At 51.0% G+C, this 20,695-nt stretch carries 11 protein-coding genes and 1 pseudogene; 2 read left to right on the top strand and 10 right to left on the bottom strand.

Annotated features, from left to right (window positions below; all coding sequences use genetic code 11):
* Positions 1–7 precede the first annotated feature (7 nt).
* Together BN2628_RS16400 and BN2628_RS16395 are read right to left on the bottom strand one after the other, a co-directional pair.
* Positions 8–1,117, bottom strand: a complete 1,110-nt coding sequence (locus tag BN2628_RS16400; protein WP_154668506.1) for an efflux RND transporter periplasmic adaptor subunit — start codon at positions 1,115–1,117, stop codon at positions 8–10.
* Between the two features lie 86 nt (positions 1,118–1,203).
* Positions 1,204–2,631, bottom strand: a complete 1,428-nt coding sequence (locus tag BN2628_RS16395) for an efflux transporter outer membrane subunit (protein ID WP_082002274.1) — start codon at positions 2,629–2,631, stop codon at positions 1,204–1,206.
* 1,002 nt (positions 2,632–3,633) lie between these two features.
* Here BN2628_RS16395 and BN2628_RS16385 point away from each other — a divergent pair.
* Positions 3,634–5,001 (top strand): aldehyde dehydrogenase, encoded by a 1,368-nt coding sequence (locus tag BN2628_RS16385; RefSeq protein ID WP_044229033.1) that lies wholly within the window; start codon positions 3,634–3,636, stop codon positions 4,999–5,001.
* 28 nt (positions 5,002–5,029) lie between these two features.
* Entirely contained in the window at positions 5,030–6,184 is a 1,155-nt protein-coding gene (locus tag BN2628_RS16380) for an iron-containing alcohol dehydrogenase (RefSeq protein WP_021929917.1), read from the top strand.
* 552 nt (positions 6,185–6,736) lie between these two features.
* On the opposite strand, the gene BN2628_RS16375 is transcribed toward BN2628_RS16380, so the two are convergent.
* From BN2628_RS16375 to BN2628_RS16340, 8 genes and pseudogenes are all read right to left on the bottom strand, one after another.
* Positions 6,737–7,099 carry an endonuclease domain-containing protein gene (locus BN2628_RS16375; protein WP_044229031.1) on the bottom strand — a complete coding sequence of 121 codons (363 nt, stop codon included), beginning with the start codon at positions 7,097–7,099 and terminating at the stop codon, positions 6,737–6,739.
* Positions 7,100–7,550: 451 nt separating this feature from the next.
* Positions 7,551–8,390 (bottom strand): annotated as a pseudogene (locus BN2628_RS16370) (IS3 family transposase); the annotation flags it as partial.
* A complete protein-coding gene (locus tag BN2628_RS16365) occupies positions 8,375–8,878 on the bottom strand; it encodes a helix-turn-helix domain-containing protein (protein WP_154668362.1) in 504 nt (167 codons plus the stop codon). The gene BN2628_RS16365 and the pseudogene BN2628_RS16370, both read right to left, overlap by 16 nt.
* A 595-nt stretch (positions 8,879–9,473) precedes the next feature.
* Positions 9,474–12,674 (bottom strand): polysaccharide lyase 8 family protein, encoded by a 3,201-nt coding sequence (locus BN2628_RS16360; protein WP_257606529.1) that lies wholly within the window; start codon positions 12,672–12,674, stop codon positions 9,474–9,476.
* Positions 12,675–12,818: 144 nt separating this feature from the next.
* The gene (locus BN2628_RS16355; protein ID WP_257606528.1) at positions 12,819–16,928 is read right to left on the bottom strand and encodes a two-component regulator propeller domain-containing protein; all 4,110 of its coding nucleotides are present in this window, start codon (positions 16,926–16,928) and stop codon (positions 12,819–12,821) included.
* 34 nt (positions 16,929–16,962) lie between these two features.
* Positions 16,963–18,609 carry a heparinase II/III family protein gene (locus BN2628_RS16350; RefSeq protein WP_257606527.1) on the bottom strand — a complete coding sequence of 549 codons (1,647 nt, stop codon included), beginning with the start codon at positions 18,607–18,609 and terminating at the stop codon, positions 16,963–16,965.
* A gap of 286 nt (positions 18,610–18,895) precedes the next feature.
* Positions 18,896–20,044: a glycoside hydrolase family 88/105 protein gene (locus BN2628_RS16345; protein ID WP_154668493.1), complete on the bottom strand. Its 1,149-nt coding sequence runs from the start codon at positions 20,042–20,044 to the stop codon at positions 18,896–18,898.
* Positions 20,045–20,079: 35 nt separating this feature from the next.
* Positions 20,080–20,695, bottom strand: a 616-nt coding sequence (locus BN2628_RS16340; RefSeq protein WP_257606526.1) for a hypothetical protein, incomplete at its 5' end; no start/stop codon positions are given.

The raw sequence follows: 20,695 nt of genomic DNA, 5'->3' as shown, positions 1-20,695 counted from the left end.
ACACCCCTCAATCCTTACTCTCCACCGGAGCGATCAACATCCCGTCACGCACCTTCAGCAAAGCCTTCGTCACATAACGGTCGTTCGCATCCACCCCCTTTACAACCTCTCGCAAAGTATCGTTCACCAGCTCGCCCGTCTCGATATGACGGTAAACCACCCGGTTCGAGTCATTCACCAGATACACATACTTGCCCAGCTGGTCAGTACCTATCGAAGCATCCCGCACCAGTACCGCCTCACTATTCTCCCCATAAGGCAAGCTGATAGTCACATACAACCCGCTCTTGAGTTCCCCCTTCGGATTATCGATTTCAGCACGCACATTCAACGTACCCGTCGACAACTCCACATTCGGAGAGAGATAATCCAGCCTCCCCACATACTCCTCCGACAAAGGCTCCTGAAACGACAATTTTACCTCCTTGGGCATACGTCCCCTCAATTCCCCCTCCGGAGAAGCCATAATCATCCTCAAATACTGGTTATCCTCGATATTGAAATAAGCATACACCTTATCATCCTGATACAACGTAGCCAACGTCGTAGCCTGCACAGCCCCGCTGATATAACTCCCCACATCGAACAAGCTCCTCGACACACGGCCCGTAAACGGAGCACGTATGTAGCAATAACCCAGATTAGTACGAGCCGTCGTCAACTGCGCATTGGCATCCTTCAAGGCAGCCTCCGCCTGCTGTACATTCGACTCCGCCTGTATCAAGTCAATCTTCGATATCGCGTCGCTCTGCGCAGCCTCCCTCATACGGGCATAACTGTTCCGCGCATACGACAACTTCGCCTCAGCCGACTTCACGCCCGCCTCAGCCTGGCTCACCTGGTCCTGATACAACGTCGGCTCTATCGTAAAAAGCAAGCTCCCCTTCTGCACCATGCTCCCCGGAGCAAAAGACACACTCTGCAAATAACCATTCACCCGCGCCACCAGATTCACCGTCTTCTCCGAAACCAGATACCCCGGATAAGACTTATGCAAAGTAACAGGCATCACCAACGGCTTAGCCACAGATATCTCCGGAACAGGAGCCGATACCTGCCCTCGCTCTTTCGAATGACAAGCAGTCATGCACACAACGACCGCCATCACCACACCCATACCACTATGATAAAAAATACATCTCCCCATTTCCATAAAATTATATAAAAACATCCTTAACAAAATCCCGCATCCGCACGACGACATCACTCACTCACCCAGCCCCCGCCTACCGAACGGTACAACTGTATCAAATAAGAAAGAGTGCTCCCCTGAGCCGACACCAGCGAATTCTGGTAACTCAACACCGACCGCAAAGCATCCAAGACATTCTGGAAAGTAGTCAATCCCCGCTTGTACAAGTCCAGCGACAAGCGCAAAGTAGTCTCCCCCTGCACCACCACCTCCCGCAAAGCAACCACCTGCTTCAGCGAATGAGTATACCCCGTCATGGCATTATCCACCTCCTGCACAGCCGTCAATACCGTCTGGTTATACTGGCGGATACTCTCGTCCAGTTTAGCCTTCGCACCCGCCAAAGCCTGAGTACGCTGCATACCCTGGAACAAGTTCCAGCTCAACGTCGGAGCAATCTGGTAAGTCAGGCTCTTGCGATTAAAAAAATCATCCATATCACGAGCCGCAAAACCGATACTCCCCTTCAAATAAAACTTAGGCAGAAAATCCGAACGGGAAGCACCCGCAGAAGCAGCATAAGAAGCCACAGTACGCTCCGCCGCACGAATATCAGGACGCTGTCTCAACAAGTTCGCAGGAATACCCACACTCACGATACGGAGATAATCAGGAATCGGAGCCGGTACACGCAACACAGGACGCAAACTCTCCGGATACACCCCCAACAAGACCGCAATCGCATTTATCTGCTGCTCTATCGAAGCCTCCAGAGCCGGCAGAGAAGCCTTCGTACTATAATACACCGACTTGGCCTGCGACACATCCAGCTGCGAAGCCAAGCCCGTATCATACCTCACCTCCGTAATATGCAATATAGCCTGTTGCGAAGCAATATGCTGCTCCGCCACAAGATACTGCTGCTGCCACGTCCGCAGCTGGGCATACGCCGAAGCAACCTCCGCGCACAACGATACCATCACGCCATTATAATCCTCACGTGTAGCCCGGTACAACTCCTTCTCAGACCGCACCCGGTTACGAATAGAACCGAAGAGGTCTATCTCCCAGTTAGCCGACAAGTCAGCCGAAGCATACTGCGTTATCCGGCTTATCCCCGGTATCACTATCTGAGACGAGTTCCGGCTGCTCTGCTGCCGCATCCATCCCGCCGTAAAGTCCACACTCGGATAGTACGCCGCCTGCTCCCCACGCATCACCGCATGAGCCTGGCGGATACGGTCCCCGGCCTCCAGCAAATCATAATTATTCGCCACAGCCACAGAAATCAAAGAATCCAGCCGCACATCGCCCAGCTCCTTCCACCACCGGTCCTCTACCGGCAACTTCTGTACAAAAAGCGTATCCGGCTCCCAAGCCTCAGGCAACGCCCTGTCCAGATACCGGCCGTCATTCTGAGCAGCCACCGCCCCACACATCAGTATCAGGCAAGAAGCCACCGCCCCAACAAAAAAATAATACCTTCCCAATATACCCATAATCAAACCTTACCGTTTTAGAAGCCATTAATAAACCCGTCGAAAACAGACAAGAACAAGCCCAAAAACATCCCGCAGGAATACGGACATGCCACCCCGTCCATAAAAAATACAACCAAGGTTCGAGACTATAACAAACGATTTTACGATTTGTTTATCACCCCTTTCCCTAAAATAAACCTCAAAGCGCAACTAAAATTCCCCTCTCAAGAGGGGAATCCTCACACTCAACCCATTCATTACCAACAAAAAAGCACCACCCAAAACCTCCCCTCTCGAGAGGGGCAGGGGGTGTGTCACGCCCAAGCATAGCTACCTGAAAATCAAAAGCAACCACCAAAAGCCAACAAACGCCACATCTCCAAACAGCAGAAAAAACACCTCATCCCATGCCGCACATCTCACCATAACACTCCCCTTCATCCCCAATCAAATAACTCATTATCAAACAGAAAGCTGTATCCAAAACTCCCCTCTCGAGAGGGGCAGGGGGTGTGTTACGCCTGCGCACAGCCACCTCAAACCTNAAGCCCAAAAACATCCCGCAGGAATACGGACATGCCACCCCGTCCATAAAAAATACAACCAAGGTTCGAGACTATAACAAACGATTTTACGATTTGTTTATCACCCCTTTCCCTAAAATAAACCTCAAAGCGCAACTAAAATTCCCCTCTCAAGAGGGGAATCCTCACACTCAACCCATTCATTACCAACAAAAAAGCACCACCCAAAACCTCCCCTCTCGAGAGGGGCAGGGGGTGTGTCACGCCCAAGCATAGCTACCTGAAAATCAAAAGCAACCACCAAAAGCCAACAAACGCCACATCTCCAAACAGCAGAAAAAACATCTCAAACCAACAAACTCTGCCTCTAAAAAAACACAAAGTAAACTCGGTCCGATTACTTTTATCAGAAAATGTAATCAAGCTCTCAAAAAATGATTACCTTTACGCCCTCGGAAAAAGTTGTATTTAACGAGAATTATTGTTCACACCAAGAATGAATTACGAAGAACTGATAAAGGAACAACGAGCCTTTTTCAACAACCGCACGACCGGTGACATATCTTTCAGAAAACAATCTCTGACAGCACTGCAAAAAGCCATCCGGAAATACGAAAAAGAACTATCCGAAGCCCTGCGCAAAGACTTGGGAAAAGCCCCGTTCGAAAGTTACATGACCGAAATAGGATTCATCCTTTCAGAAATTCGCCATACACTCAAGCACCTGGACAAATGGGCCGCCGCAAAACGCTGTAAAACACCCCTGTTTCTCTTCGGTTCCACCAGCCACACCCGGCCCGAACCATACGGCATCGTACTTATCCTGTCCCCCTGGAACTACCCCGTACAACTGTTGCTCGCCCCGCTCGTCGGAGCCATTGCCGCAGGCAACTGCGCCATACTCAAACCCTCGCCGCGTACCGTTCATACCAACCACATATTAGGCAAACTCATTTCCGAAACCTTTCCCCCGCAATACATCGCCTTTCTCGAAACCGACAACCGGCAGACCGATAACCTGCTGAAACAACACTTCGACTACATATTCTACACCGGAGGCGTCGCATTCGGCAAACGCATCATGATGGCCGCAGCCAAAAACCTGACCCCCGTAACATTGGAATTAGGAGGCAAGTCACCCTGCATTGTCGACAACGACGCCCATATCCAAATCGCAGCACGGCGCATCGTCTGGGGCAAATACCTCAATTGCGGGCAGACTTGCGTCGCCCCCGACTACATTTTCGTACACCGGGAAGTAAAAGACAAACTCATCACAGCCCTACAAGCAGAAATCGAAAGACAATACGGGAAATCCCCCCAGGAAAGCCCCGACTACCCCCGCATTATCAGCCAAGACCATTTCTACAACCTCCTGCTCCTGCTCAAGCAAGGACACATCGTCGCCGGAGGCAAATACGACGACAAAGACCTCTATATCGCCCCCACCGTAATATCCGGCATCCTCCCCGAAAACCGCATCATGAGCGAAGAAATTTTCGGGCCCATACTCCCCCTGCTCGACTTCGACGATATAGACAACGTCATCGACTACGTCAACAACCAGGAAAAACCCTTGGCGCTCTACTACTTCGGACAAAACAAGAAAAAAGCCCGGTACGTACTCCAAAACACATCATCCGGCGGAGCATGCATCAACGATGTCGTCACCCACGTAGCCAATACCCACCTCCCCTTCGGAGGAGTAGGAAGCAGCGGTACAGGAGCCTATCACGGCAAATACAGCTTCGACACATTCAGCCACACCCGCTCCATCGTGCAAAGCACGACCCGGTTCAATATCGGCATGAAATTTGCACCCTACGACGGGAAACTCAAATGGTTGAAAAAAATCATGAAATAAAAACAACAAACACATAAACCCTTCGATTATGGAAAACTTTACATTCGAGAATCCCACCAAACTCATTTTCGGAAAAGGCACCATCTCCAGACTGGCCACCGAAATAGCACCCGAAAAAAGAATCATGGTATGTTACGGAGGCGGCAGTGCCAAACGCAACGGTGTATACCAACAAGTAAAAGACGCACTCAAAGACCATTTCAGCATCGAGTTCTGGGGCATAGAACCCAATCCCGACTATGACACCGTAATGAAAGCCGTGGCACTGGCACGCCAAAATGACATCGACTACCTCGTTGCCGTAGGCGGAGGCTCCGTAATAGACGCCACCAAATTCATAGCCCATGCCATTCCCTACGACGGAGAAGACCCCTGGCAACTCGCCATACACAACGAGCTCATCACCCGAAGCACCCCGCTGGCAGTAGTCCTTACCCTGCCCGCAACCGGTTCCGAAATGAACCACCGCGGAGTACTCTCCCGCCGTCGCACAAAAGAAAAAGTATCATTCATCACCCCCTTCTCCTTCCCCCGGTTCTCCATACTCGACCCCGAAGTCACCTATACACTGCCCCGCAAGCAACTGTCAAACGGCATAGTAGACTCCTTCATGCACATCATGGAACAATACATGACCACGACCGGCAACAGCGTACTCATGGACCGTTGGGCCGAAGGCGCCCTGCTATCGCTCATCGAGATAGGCCCCAAAGTATTGGAACACCCCACCGACTATGACACCATGGCTAACTTCATGCTATGCACCACAATGGCACTCAACGGGTTCGTCGGCATGGGAGTACCCCAAGACTGGGCCACGCACCGCATCGGTTACGAACTCACCATACTCTACGGTTTAGACCATGCCGAGACACTCGCCGTTGTATTTCCCGCACTGCTCACCATACTCAAAGAGCAGAAAAAAGAAAAACTGGCACAATACGCCGAGCGAGTATGGCACATACAAGACGGCAATACCGACCAGAAAGCCGACAAAGCCATAGAAAAAACCGTAACCTTCTTCCGGCAGATGGGACTGCGTACCCGCATGAGCGAATATGGCATCCCCGCCGAAGCCGTCGATATCATCTACCAAAGACTCAAAAAAAGCGGAGCAGTCTACGGAGAAAAGAAAAATGTCGATGCCGAAATGGCACGAGCCATCTTCGCCCAAAGCCTTTAATACCTTATTATTTCCCCTCTCCAGAGGAAGAAACAATACAATAATACCCTAATTTACAAAAAGACAAGCACCATCAAAACCTCCCCTCTCGAGAGGGGCAGGGGGGTGTGTTACGCCCGTGCATAGCTACCTGAAAATCAAAAGCAACCACCAGAAGCCAACAAACGCCACATCTCCAAACAGCAGAAAAATCATCTCATCCTAACCCGCACCTCTCACCATAACACACCCCTTTATCCCCTCTCAAGAGGGGAATCAAAAACACCACAAACTCCTAATTTTCAAATAGAAAAGCACTATCCAAACCTCCCCTCTCGAGAGGGGCAGGGGGTGTGTGACGTCTGCGCATAGCCACCTAAAACCAAAAACATCCACCCGAAGCCAACAAACGCCACATCTCCAAACAGCAGAAAAATCATCCCATCCCAGCCCGCGCCCCTCATCGTAACACACCCCTTCATCCCCTCTCAAGAGGGGAAATCTCACACCACAAACCACTCATTACCAAGAAGAAACAAACGCCAAAACCGCATATCCCTCATAAAACAAAATTCACTCCCGGCCCCTCTCGATATAATCCATCAATACCGACAGTACATTATCTATATCTCCCAATACCTCATTATCCTCAAAGCGGAGGACTTCAAGACCCAAACTTTTTAAAAAGGCCTCTTTCGACGCATCATTCAACATACTCTCCTCATAATGATGTGAAGCACCATCCAGTTCTATCACCAGAGACAGCTCCTTACAATAAAAGTCCACGATATAATTCCCGACGACTTTCTGCCTGATAAAACGTACTCCCAGCTGTTTCCCTTTCAAATAACGCCATAAAAACACCTCCGATTTTGTACCATTGGCTCGCAATTCCGATGCCAAAGACTTCAGATTTTTGTTATAATGAATTATCATGGTATGATACTATTACTCTTTTACCACAAATATAAAAAATAATCCTCTTCCATTTTTCTTTCCTTTATTCTTAATGACATATTCTGTATTCCTACAACAATTTCCGACCTCTCTTAGCAAGAGGGAAAAACAATATACTAAAATCCTCACCATCAAAAAGAAAAACAACATCCAATTCTCCCCTCTTGAGAGGGGCAGGGGGTGTGTCACGCCCGTGCATAGCTACCTGAAAATCAAAAGCAACCACCAAAAGCCAACAAACGCCACATCTCCAAACAGCAGAAAAAACAACTCAAACTATGCCGCGCCTCTCACCGTAACACACCCCTTTATCCCCTCTCAAGAGGGGAATCAAAAACTACACAAACCACTCATTTCCAAGAAGAAAGCAGCATCCAAAATCTCCCCTCTCGAGAGTGAAGTGCCCCCAAAAAGTTGGACGGGTTATACATTATCCGGTAATGGAAAGGGTTCGGTATTGTACCGGGCTCTTTCCCTTTAACCGGGATTTTATTCTCCTATGGTTATAATAATCGATATATTCCTCCAAAGCTCTCGTGAAGGCTTCAGGGGATTCGAAGTTTTCGGCATAGAGCAGCTCGGACTTCATGATGGCGAAGAAGCTCTCGGCCATGGCGTTGTCCAGACAATTGCCCTTGCGTGACATGCTTTGGACCACGTTGCGCTCTTCGAGCCGTTGGCGGTAGCCGTAATGCTGGTATTGCCAGCCTTGGTCGGAGTGCAGGATTAGTCCTTCCAGGTCGTCATTCCGGGAAAAGGCTTTGTCCAACATATCGTAAATCTGTTCCATGTTGGGGGTTTCGGAGAGGTTATATGAGATGATTTCTCCATTGAACATGTCTATTATCGGCGAAAGGTACAGCTTGGCCGGACCGATGTTTATCTGCGTCACGTCCGTGGCCCATTTGCGGTTGGGGGCTTCGGCCCTGAAGTTCCTGGCGATGATGTTGGGGGCTGTCTTGCCGGCCTGGTGCCTGTATGAGCGGTAACGGACTTTGCGGATTCTGCTCTTGAGCTCCATTTCATCCATGAGCCGACGTACGGTCTTATGGTTGGTCGTGAAGCCTCTGTTGCGCATCTCGGCCGTCACCCGACGGTAACCGTACCGGCCCTTATGTTCATGGTAAATGGATTTGATAAGTTCCTTTTCGTGTGCATACTTGTCCTTGTCTTTCAGATGCTTAAGATGATAGTAGAACACTGAACGGGCCATCCTTTTTAACTTTAGCAATAAGTCAAGGGGGTATTCCGGCCTTAGTTCGTCGATGGCTTTTGCCCATTCTCTCGTGCCCGGGCTTTCTTTTCCTCGACTAAGGCCTTCACTTTTTTTAGCAGCGCATTCTCGGCTCTGAGCCGCAGGTTTTCTGCCTGGAGTTTCTCCAGTTCTGTCTGTGGTTCTTTTTTCTTGGGTCTTGCCATGGGGCTCGGCTGTTTTATCCGGTAAAGGGAACCTCCTGTGCGGGCCTTTCTCAGCCAGGATTTTATGGTACTGCGGTCTACATCGTAACGGAGGCTCAGTTCTTGCAAAGATATTCTTTTTTTTGTATGTTCCCATATTATTCTTTCTTTTTCTTGGGTGTTGAAGTGGTATTTTGGGGTACGTATTCGGAGGCCTTGGTCTCCGTACTTTTCGTATCTCAGCAGCCAGTCTCTGACCATATGGCGGTCGAGATGTAGGGCCTTGCACAGGCTCGAGAGGGGACGGCCTCTCTTGATTTGCCTGACTATGTCCCGCTTTTCTTCTAAGGTGTGTTTCATTATTGTACTGTTTTTATTGGGTTTTTTGTCCAACTTTTTGGGGGCACTTCAGAGGGGCAGGGGGTGTGTGACGTCTGCGCATAGCCACCTAAAACCAAAAACATCCACCAAAAGCCAACAAACGCCACATCTCCAAACAGCAGCAAAAACAACTCAAACTATGCCGCGCCTCTCACCGTAACACACCCCTTTATCCCCTCTCAAGAGGGGAAATCTCACACCACAAACTCCTAATTTTCAAATAGAAAAGCACTATCCAAATCTCCCCTCTCGAGAGGGGGTCGGGGGTGTGTCACGCCCGCGCACAGCCACCTAAATCAAAAAACAAATACATAAAGCCGACAGATACCACCTCAAAAAACTCCTCATCCCCAAAAATAAAATAAGAAAAATTAACAATCCGACCCACGCAGTATTTCTCGATTTCCGCATTTAATTAACAAACTCAAAGCTCTAAGAGCCTCTCAAATCTGACTCAGGCAAAATTCAGATAGGCTCTAATTTCATACTCAAAACAAACAAGAGCAAACCGGGCTGTAACCCTCCCCGCAGGGGTTTACAGCCCGGTCTTTTATCTATCACGAAACCCGTTCGCCTACATATTCACAAACTTCCACACATACGAGCGTCCATCAGGCCGGCAATAACGAATAACATACACACCCTTCTCATAACCCGAGAAGTCCATCCGCAGCTCATCCGGGACAGCCGTAGCCACACGGCACAGCCGTCCCCTCGCATCATACACCACAACCCGGCCTCCCGGTTCCATATTCCGCACAATCGCAGTCGCTGAGCCCCGTTCCCATACATACACAGGCCCGTCATCACGCCCCTCGTCCAAACCGCTGTAATCATTATCCGCCAACGACACCTCTATACACTGTCCCATTCTGTCGGTGACATCAAACACCACATCCGTCCTGTCGCCATTCGCCTCCAGCCTTACCCGGCCATCCTCTCCGACCATGCGGTAACTGCCCGCCAGAGACAACCGTACAGACGTCTGCTTCCAAGTCGGGTCAGCCAGCGAAACATAAAGCATCCCCCTATCCTCCCGTACCATTACAGCAGCCGGAGCATCACAAACGATATCATCCACCTGTCCCGCCTGCCAGAAGTTGATACCCATGACACGCAGTCCCGTCTCCCTGACAGCCTGTATATTATCCGTATTACAAACCACCTCTATCTCCGGGCGGGCAGCATACGCCTCAGTCTCCTCCCTCGTCGACGACGGCAGCAGCACATACGCATACCCCTCGTTCTCAGGACTCGTACCATGGTCGAAATACAACTGCGTAAACCCGTTATAGTCCCTCTTGGCATTCACCGTCGACGGCTGCGGGAAATAATAACCGCCCGTACCCTCAAGGCTTATCCACCGAGGATTCGGCAACGCCTCAGACCAGCCCTTCGTAGACGGCTTCAGTACCCCATCCACATAAAGGCTCTTCAAACTGTTCCGGTTCTCGACAACCGTCTCGGCAGCACGCTCCTCTGTCATGGAAATACCCGCACCCAGCGCGACAACCTCATTATCGAACATAAACCATGACTTCCGGCCTTCGAGCGAGCCCACCTCACTGACCAGATGCATACCCGCAACACCATAAACACCATTAAGGCTCGCACCCCCCGTCCAGTCCTGAGCATTCACCGGAATACCGAAAAGTCCGTAATTGCTCGTCTTCAAGACAGAACGCGCAAGCACATCCACCGTCGTCCCCGGCAGCCGCTGCATATTCACCAGGTTGAAGTAATTCACATACTGGCTTCTGTCAGTACTATTATAAATATAAGTCATCCCCTCACCCAGATACCAACCCCGCGTATTCTCGTTGTTCAAAGACTCAAACTTGCCGATACGCGACGACGACATGGAAATCCCGAAACGGAAATCCGGCCGGTTATGTATCACCCGGTCACCCGCCGCCATGACCACATTAAACGGAGTCACCCCCGCTACCGGTACAGAAACATCACCCAACAAACGGTCTACCCGCGGCTTGTCCAATATCGGGTCGAAGCCCGAATACACATCCGGATAATAACCGTTATCCGTCAACATCCTCTTGCATACCCCTTTGATATCCCTTTTCTGGTCCGCATCCGTCAGCAAGTCCGCCGACTCCGCGATATTAAGAGCAATCGCACGAGCCACATCATGCGGATTCCGTTTCACACCCCGGCCCATATACATCATCATCATCTCACCCTCATATATCGTCGGGAAATAAGCCTTCGTCACCCACGTATAAAGACTCTCCACAATCTCATCGGGCAGCCCGATTCCCGAACCTTCCAATATCGCCGACACCTTGGACGAAGCCTCTATAATCTCGCTCCCGTACCCGCCGATATAAGGCAGCGCAATATGCTGTATAAAAGTACCATCCTCATAAAGGCCCTCTTTCTTCCCTATGGCAGGCATATAATCATGATAATCGCCCTGCGCCTTCCACAACTTCTCAAACTCCGCCTGTGCCGTCTTCCGTTGGGAAACCGTCGTCTTGTCCACAAACGCCCTCACCAAGCTTCTCAGCGCAATATCGATATCCTCCGCACTATTGCACAACACACCGCAGTACAACAACCTCACACAAGCCGTAGCCTGGTTGCCGTACGTATAATTACCCCGCTCCACAAAATTCCGCAACTGGGCCACTATCGTGTTGAAATAATTCGTCTTCACCCGTTGAGGCAACACATCATACAACAACGAAACGATACGCGCATAATAATCGGGAGTTCCCATATGCCACTCCCAGAAATTCCCGATACGCGAAGTATTCTCATTGAACGCATACTCGTACATGAAGTCCAGCCCCGCCACAATATCATTCAGCAACTCCTCATCATGATACAAGCGCCCCTCATAACAATAAGCCTGCGCCATGGTCAGCAACCGGCCGTACGTATAATACACATGCCCCGGAGTATTCGAAGCATCCCCCTTGAGCTTGTTGTAATCAGACCACAAATACGTCGACGGGCTCTTCTCCATTGCCGACCAATAATTCTTTGCACTCGTCGTTATAGAACCGATGCGGCTGCTCACACTCCCGTCAGACACATCATACCCCTTGCCCAGCACAATCTTCTCCAGCATGTTCTGCCGCATCAGAGCAAAAGTCTGCTCATCTATCACCGGCTCCTCCGGTACATCATCCTCCGGCAAACCCTCCCCATAAGCGCTGATGCTGATACTCTTTATCGAAGGCCACGCAGCCTGATTATAAAACAACCCGATGCGCACCTTGCCCGGCACGTTGATATCCATCTCCACCTGAGTCACGTCGCCCGACTTGTTCGGTATCGACAGTCCCCCCTTCCATTCCCAGTCACTGCTCTGCCCCTCCACAAAGTAATTCACCTGGATAGGCCGGGCCGTACCATCCGAGACATACCCGCACAAGCGTATACTCCCCACACCATCCGCCATGGTAGGGAAATAAATCTTGGCCATCTCCTTTTGGTTATTCCCCAAAGGCAACACCGGGTTATTATTATGCAAACATACCGACGCCTCCCAAGCAGGCGGGAAAGTACGCTCCGCAATCACAAACTTGTAAAAGCCGATATTATCCTTCTCCTGCAACTCCTCGTTCATCACCAAGTCCGTCGTCGACCATTTCGTAAAATCCACATCCACCGAATGCACCGGAGTACCCCAATACGTCCCGTCAGGACTGTAATTCTCTGTCTCGTTAGTCGGTCCCACCTGAGCCCGCACCACACCGCTCATTACAAAGGTCATCAGACCCGCAACCAAAAGTAAACGTTGTTTTTTCATAAGGTAAATCATTTTTTAATGTATTAATGTTTAAACAAAGGGCAACCCCTTCTTTGAATTCCTGTTGTAAAATTATTCCCCGAAAACATCTTTTATTTGACCTCTTAGGCAATTATGTAGCCCATTTCGGCAAAAACCGGCCAATCACCCCCGCCCCCTCATCTTAGCCAGAAAAGCAGAAGGCGTATCACCGAACTCCGCCTTAAAAGCCTTCGTAAAATAAGACGCCGACTCGATGCCCACCAGTTGAGGAATCTCCTTGATAGCCAAGTTCTCCTCCACCATCAGCCGGGCAGCATACCGCATCTTGTAACTCCGTATAAACTCCACCACCGACTTGCCCGTATTCGCCTTCACCAGCGAGAACAATTTGCGGCGGCTCATCATCATCTCCCGCGCAATATCCTCTATATTCACATCCCGCGAAGCAATCTCACGCCTCAATATCCCCGTCAGCCTCTCCATGAAATCATTCCCCGCCTTATTCTTCACACGCTCCCCCGTATCGATAAAATAACTCTCCGCATAATGCCGGCGAAAGCCCTCCCGCAACGCCAGCAAGTTGTTCAAAGTCCCTACCAGAAGCTTGAAGTCCAATGGCTTCTCCACATACGCCTCCGCTCCCGAAGTACACCCCTCCAGACGATTCTCCGCACCACTCCGTACCGTCATCAGCACAAAAGGAATATGAGACCACCTCTCGCTCCCTTTCACCTCCCGGCAGAGCTCCACCCCATCCATCAAAGGCATCATCCAGTCGCTCAATATAAGGTCTGCCTCCCTCGACTCCAGCACACCGAGAGCCTCCCGGCCGTTACCCGCCGGCACCACGGTAAAATAAGGCGACAAGCGATGCTCTATCATCGCCCGCAAGTCCTCATTATCCTCTACCAGAAGCAACGTCCGCTTATCCGAAACCGCATAATCCAATGCAAAATCCGATACAACCCCGGCAGAAGCAGGAACCGGCAGAATAATCTCCTCCGTCACCGCCTCCGCCTGTACCGGAGTACAATTCTCATCCCCCTCCTTCAAAGGCAGCCCCACCACAATGTCCGTACCCTTGCCCCGCTCGCTCGATATCGTTACAAAACCCCCATGCAACAAGACCAGCGACCGCACAAGAGCCAGACCGATACCCGAGCCCAAATGCTCCTCGCCATCCTCATCATCCACCCGGTAAAAGCGGTCGAACACCTTAGAAATAGAATCTGCCGAAATGCCTATCCCTGTATCCTTCACCACAAAGCCGAAATAGTGCCGGCCCACCACCAGCTCGCCCTCCGTATGGCTCACCGCATACTCCGTCTCAAACCGGCACACATCACTATACGTCTCCAGGCACACCCGTCCCCCCGCCGACGTATATTTCACCGCATTATCCAGCAAGTTCAGCACAATTTTCTCCACCATCTGGTAATCAAACAAAAGACCCTCCGGGACCGACGCACTCGCCATGATGCGGAACACAATCTCCTTCTTTATCGCATACTCCCTCAACTCCGAAGCACAACTGTGCACCAGAGCATTCAAGTCACCCCGCCCCAGCTTCACGCTCATCATACCCTTCTCCACCATCCTGAAATCAATCACCTCGTTTACCAGCTTCAGCAGACGGGTAGAATTACTCTTCAAAGCCTGCATATAGCCCTCCGGTATCCGCAACTCATCCTCCTCCATACTGTCGATAGTACCCAGAATCATAGTCAAAGGAGTCTTGAAATCATGCGTAATATTCGTAAAAAAACGCAACCGCGCCTGGTGGCTCTCCTCCTGGTCCCGCTTCCGGCAAGCCGCCAGATAAATCTCATTCTCCAACCTGTGGTTGCGCAACCGGTTCCTGTTATAGAGATACAACGCCAGCAAAAACAAGCAAGCATAAAAAGCATACGCCCACCAACTCGCCCAAGGAGCAGCCTTCACCACGAACGTCACCGACCGGGGCTCGCCCCACACACCGTCATTATTAGAAGCCATGGCCTCAAACACATATTTGCCAGCCGGCAATTTAGGATAAGAAATATACCTGCGCGACACATCCACCTCCACCCACTCGTCATTATACCCTTTGAGACGATACCGGTACCGGTTCTTCAAAGGCAACACATAATTCGTCGACGACAATTCGATAGACACATTATTTTGATTATGAGACAATTCCACCCTATCCCCCCTCGACAACTGCGAAACCACCTGACAGAAAGAAGACCCATTGAAGACAGACTCGTTATTGAGCTGGAAATCAGCAATCAGTACCCTCGACCTGAAACCATTGATATGCACCCTCCCCGGCTCGATACAAGTAAAACCCTCCGTACCGCCAAAATAAATCTCGCCCTTCGTATCCGAATACACCGCATGAGGATAGAACACCAGCCCCTGGATGGCATCATTATTATCATACCGCAGAAAACTATGCTCCGACTTGTCAAACCGGAACAGCCCCGAATTGCTACCCAGCCACAAATTACCCTTGCTGTCGGCCGAAATACTGTTTATCGTTATCAAGCCGAACTTCAATATCGCATCATACACCGTACACTTCCCCGTCGCCACACAATACTCCACCAGCCCTTTATTCTGAGTACCTATCCACAAAGACCCCCTCCGGTCGTCGAAAAACAACGAACGTATATTATAAGACCCGTCCCTCGAAACCGGTACCGTCTCGCTCTTCCGCCTCCGGATATCAAACCGGAATATATCATCATACGACGCCAGCCACAAATACCCGTCCTTACTGCGGCAAACATCGATAATACGCTTATTCTCATACCCGATATTCTCATTCCCCAGAAAATAATGATTCGAACGCTCGCCCCCGAACGGGAAATAAGTCAGCATCGTACCACTCACCTGGTATACCACCCACATGCCCGAGTCAGCCTCCGCCACCACCTTGCTTATCTCATTCGACAACACCCTCCGGTCCGAAGAATTACTGTTATAGTTCCTGAACACCCCGCTCCGCGTATCCAAGCAATCTATACCGCCCCGGTACATCCCTATCCACAAATTGCCCGACCCGTCCGCCAGCAACGTCTTCACATAATCATAACTCAAGCTGTTGCTCCCCGACCGGTGGCTGTAAGCATGCACTATACCCCGGTCACGGTCATAATAATACAACCCTCCGCCCTCCGTACCCAGCCACAGACGGTCGCCCTGGCGCACAAAAGCACTTATCGGACGAGGCGTGAATCCATACTGGTCCAGCGTCTGCGTATCGAAGCCCGTCGTCTCATTCAATGCCAGATAACTGATACCCCCCGAATACGTACCTATCCACAAATTACCCTGCTCATCCCCCGCAATCGTCCATACCGAATTATTTACAAGGCTGAAAGGCTCCTTCACATCCCGCGTAAACAACCTATGCTCCTCGCGCTCCGGGTCGAACAGGTACAACCCCTGCTGAGTACCTATCCACATACGGCCCTGATTATCCACATAAAGGCACTTCGCCGGAACCTTGTTTTCCGCCTCCTGCAACAAAAAATCATACCTCTTCTCAATCCTCTTCTCCCGGACATTCAAGACAAACAACCCCTTCGTTTCCGACAACACCCACAAGCGGTCACCGACAAAGCGAGCCGCCGCAATCCGGGTCCTCTCCGGAAACGCATACACGACATCGATTTCCCGGTCACGCCCCTTAATGCAGAAAATCTTGCCCCAGTCCGTCCCTATATAAATATCCCTGCCCCCGGGAGCCGAGCACAACACACTGTTCATATACGTACTCTCGCTGTCCATCATATCAAAATGAGTATAATCGCCCGTCTCTGGGTTATACAGCCCCAGCTCGTCCCCCGTAAACCACAACGAGCCCGACCCGTCCTCATAAATACGGGTCACTGCACCCCCATACACCCTCTCGAACATATCCGAGTCCTCATTATACAGAAACACGCCTTGGGACGTCGCCAGATACAAACGCCGCTTCGAATCCGAAAAAACAGACTGGAAGTACACCGACGACGAAAACTCATTACGCACAGCCATACGCTTCGAATACCGCTTATAATTGAACCCGTCGAAATGGAACAACTCGTCCGCCGTCACAATCCAGATAAAACCATTCCGGTCCTGGATTATCGACTTCACACCGTCATACCCCAGACCACCCGAAGGCGACATCGTCCTGAACTTATACTCACGACCATCACCGGCGTACACGCAAGCAAGACACAAAAGCCCGCACAAAACAAGTCCCAGCACCCTCGCACGATATGACAACACACTCCGACCCATATTCACAATAAGCATTTACATTCACTCAAAAAAACTACTCGATAACCAGGCGCACCACACCCCGGTCAATTTTCCTGTCCAGTCGGATAGCTATCCGCGTCATTTCCGGGCCGTTCTCCTGAAGCTGCTCCGACGTCACCGAGAAACCGCAATCCCCCGGAACCGTCACCCTCACCCTCACACGCTCGTCCTTACCCTCTATCTCGATGCAGTCGCGCCCCTTCATCGACCAACGGCCGAACGTTATCAAAGCCGACTCATACGCCCGGGGCCACTCGCAATCGATACTGTCCTCCACTATCAAAACACCCCCGCCCGAACGGTCATACGTAAAAGACCGCGTCAAGCCCCGCAAGCCATCCACCGGATAGGCCGAAGTCAAGTCCAGCATAAACACATCCCGCTCCTCCGTAAAGTCCGCCCTTGCCACCCGGGCACGAGCCTCCGCCCCCGGCAGCTGGCACACCCCGTCCACACACGGCACAGGATGCCCGTAAGACGACAACGTCTTGAACGTATAACGCTTGTCCGTCCACATGTCACCCGCATAATTATAAGGACCGCCCGCATCGCCTATCAACATCTCGCCGCCCTTTACCACCACGAAAGAACCCAAATCATTATGATTATGATTCTCCCCGTTATTTCCGCCCTTCAACGCCACCGAGACTGTACCTTCCGGATTCCGATGCCGGGATATCAGCACCCCCGCACAATCGAAATACTGGCGCAACCGGTCCACCTTCCTCCCGGCACTCCCCGCCACCGCACAAGACGCCGTATTCGGGAAACACCTCATTGCCGTCGCAGACAAGACCGGTTCCACATCCGTCTCCCAAGCAGGCTCCGCCGCATAACGCTCCAAGCCCAGCCCCAGATTCCGGTTACAATACCACAATATATAAGGCATCACACCCGTTCCTATCTTACAATCGGCAAACGCCGGATACACCCCATTCTGAATCTCGAAATTTACCCCGTACAAAGCGATTTTACCTATCTTGTCATCATCAAACAAATCTATCCTTCCCCCCGTACTCTGATACAACTCCTCCCTCAGTACGATATAATTCGAAAAACCATAATTAAAATAACCCAGCCCCTCGGTACAATAACCATCATCCGTAAAGCCCAGAATGCTGTTGCGCGAATAATACTCAGCAGCAGCCACATAATAAGCACGCTCATGCACGTCCTCTATCAAGGACAAAGCCGCCCCCGTCACCCCGTTCAAGCAAACCGAGTTCCAGTTATCCGTCCGGTGAACCCACGAATTATTGCCCCGGCCCGTCTCCAACGTCTCCCTCGTAGGGACAAAGACCCGGGAATAAACAGAGTCCACCACAGCACGCCTCACGCCGGCCGACAACTTGTCCCCCAACATATACAGCGCCTGACCCAAATCCTGGGCAAAAAGAGAAGCCACCAAATCCACATGATAACGGCGACCGTAAAAATTGTCCAGACTGCGGTCATGCGCCGGCAACACCCAGGAACGATGCGAAATCAACTCCCGCAACGTGTACTCTATCGCCGGGACATACTCCCCCCGATTCTCGATACACTCCGCCCACACAAGATAAGACAAGCGGCCCTTCCGCCGGTTTATCATCCGCTCACCCGGCGGACGCACCCCATTGCGCGAAAACTCAAGATACGCCTCATCATCCCAGGCAGGCATCGCAGAGTCCCTTATCTCCCTCGCCTTATCCAGAATCGGAGACACATCATACCTGCTCGCAAAACCCGCCCAGGCAGCCCGGTTCCGGTACGTAGGGCCGAAACCCCGAGGCTCCCGAGGCAACATCCCGCACACCTCGCGGATACGCCCCTCCATCCGGCTCCCGAAAGGCTCCATTACAGGAACATGAGCCGTCACACCACCCCAAAAAGTCAAAAATACCAATACAATAAAAACACGCTTCATCTCCATAATCCCTTATATTTTCCGGCCGGGAATACACCCGTCACTCCTTCACACTATCAAGATACACCATAATCTCCTTGCCCGCCAGCATAAAAGCCCCCGCACCATACACCTCGGTCATCTCCTTTGTCACCCTCTGGGGGTCAGCACCCACCGGCTGCACCCAGCCCAACATCCCGTCCGGCTGTACCGAAGCCACCAGAGCCTCCCAGCCCCTGCGGGCATAAGGCAGATAAATATCCTCGTCCAGCAAGCCCGCATTTATCCCCCACCACAAAGCAAACGTGAAAAAGCCCGTAGAACTCGTCTCAGGAGAAGGATACGAAGCCGGGTCCAAAAGACTCGCATGCCAATACCCCTTCCCATCCTGGAAAGTAACGATACGGGACATCATCTCCTTAAACAACTCTATATACCGCCCCCGAGAGACAAAATCATCCGGCAACTGCGGGATAAGCAAAGACAAGCCCGCAACCACCCACGCATTGCCACGGCCCCAAAAAACCTTCTCTCCATTCCTCTCCCGCTTCCCGAAATAACTCGAATCCCGGTAAAACAACTTCTCCCTCTTGTCGAAAAGAAAACGGTAAGACATCCAGTACTCCCGGTCCATAAACTCCCGCAAGCGAGGATTGCACGTTATATTCGCAAACGCCGCAAACACAGGAGGAGCCATATACAAAGCATCACACCACGACCAACGGTCTTTCGCATGAGGCGTATCTATATAAAAACCCGAAGGAGACGGATGATTCATGATAAACTCCAGCCTCGAAACCGTCGGATGAATAATACAATCCTCCTGCCGCTTCATATAAAGCCGGGCATACATCAACGCGACGGCCAGGTCATCAGCAAAATATATACGGTTGGCACCACCCGACAACTGGTACCTGTTACGCTCACACACCGACTCGTACCACTCGATAAACTCCCCGTTCCCGTCAAACTCCGCCCATGAAGCCAGAGCCGACAGAAAAACTCCGTTCTCCCAACTCAAATCACCATTCGATTTCCAATAACGCTTCTCGTCCATACGCGGATAAGCCTCTATCTGCCACGCAGCCACATCCGTCACTACCCGCCTCACATCAGCCTTATCCAGCTGGTCCGAATACACCCTCGCCCCCGCCGGCGAGCACCACACACAACACCAAACAACCAAAAACAATATTCCAAATCGTCCCATAAACAATAAATTTCCAAAAAAATTTCCACAACACACTACAAAGCCAGAAAACGAGTATGCAAAAGATGGGCAATACCATTCCTCGGCCTTAAATTCGTCGTATGGCACTTACTGTAATTCACCGTACCGTCACTGTTCACATCCCCCGCCTGCATCGCGTTCAAGTCCTGGCTCGATGTCGGCGGATTAGGATACAGCCGCAACCGCACCGACAACACCCCGTTGCAAGTAAGCACATCTATCGGAGTCGTCGTCAAGTCAGCCGAATGATACAAACCCGGCAACGTATACCCCTTCAACATCGTCTGCAATACCGACTTCGGGACAGAAGCCACAGAAGCATATTTCTTCGTAGTCAACCAACTCGCAAACTCCTCGTCATCCAGCAGGAAATAAGTCATATTGTCCGTCTCGTAAAACTCCTGCATCTCCGCCCGGTTGATAGCCTCGTACATCAGCACCAAATCCAGATTGCTGCGGCTGCGGACAAACTCATAACAAGTCATATCCATCTCCTTCGTCACCGGAGACGACTCATTCTCATAATCGAACTGGTAATCCAAACCGAAAAGACAGCAAGAAGACAAGCCCGCAACCATCCACACAGCAAGCAGATATACCACACATTTCATAAACCCTCTCATAAACCTA

It is taken from the genome of Gabonia massiliensis, from assembly GCF_001403595.1.
In the GTDB taxonomy this organism is placed as follows: domain Bacteria; phylum Bacteroidota; class Bacteroidia; order Bacteroidales; family Coprobacteraceae; genus Coprobacter; species Coprobacter secundus.
The sequence above is the reverse complement of the archived record's forward strand: the minus strand, read 5'-3'. Positions and strand labels throughout refer to the sequence as shown.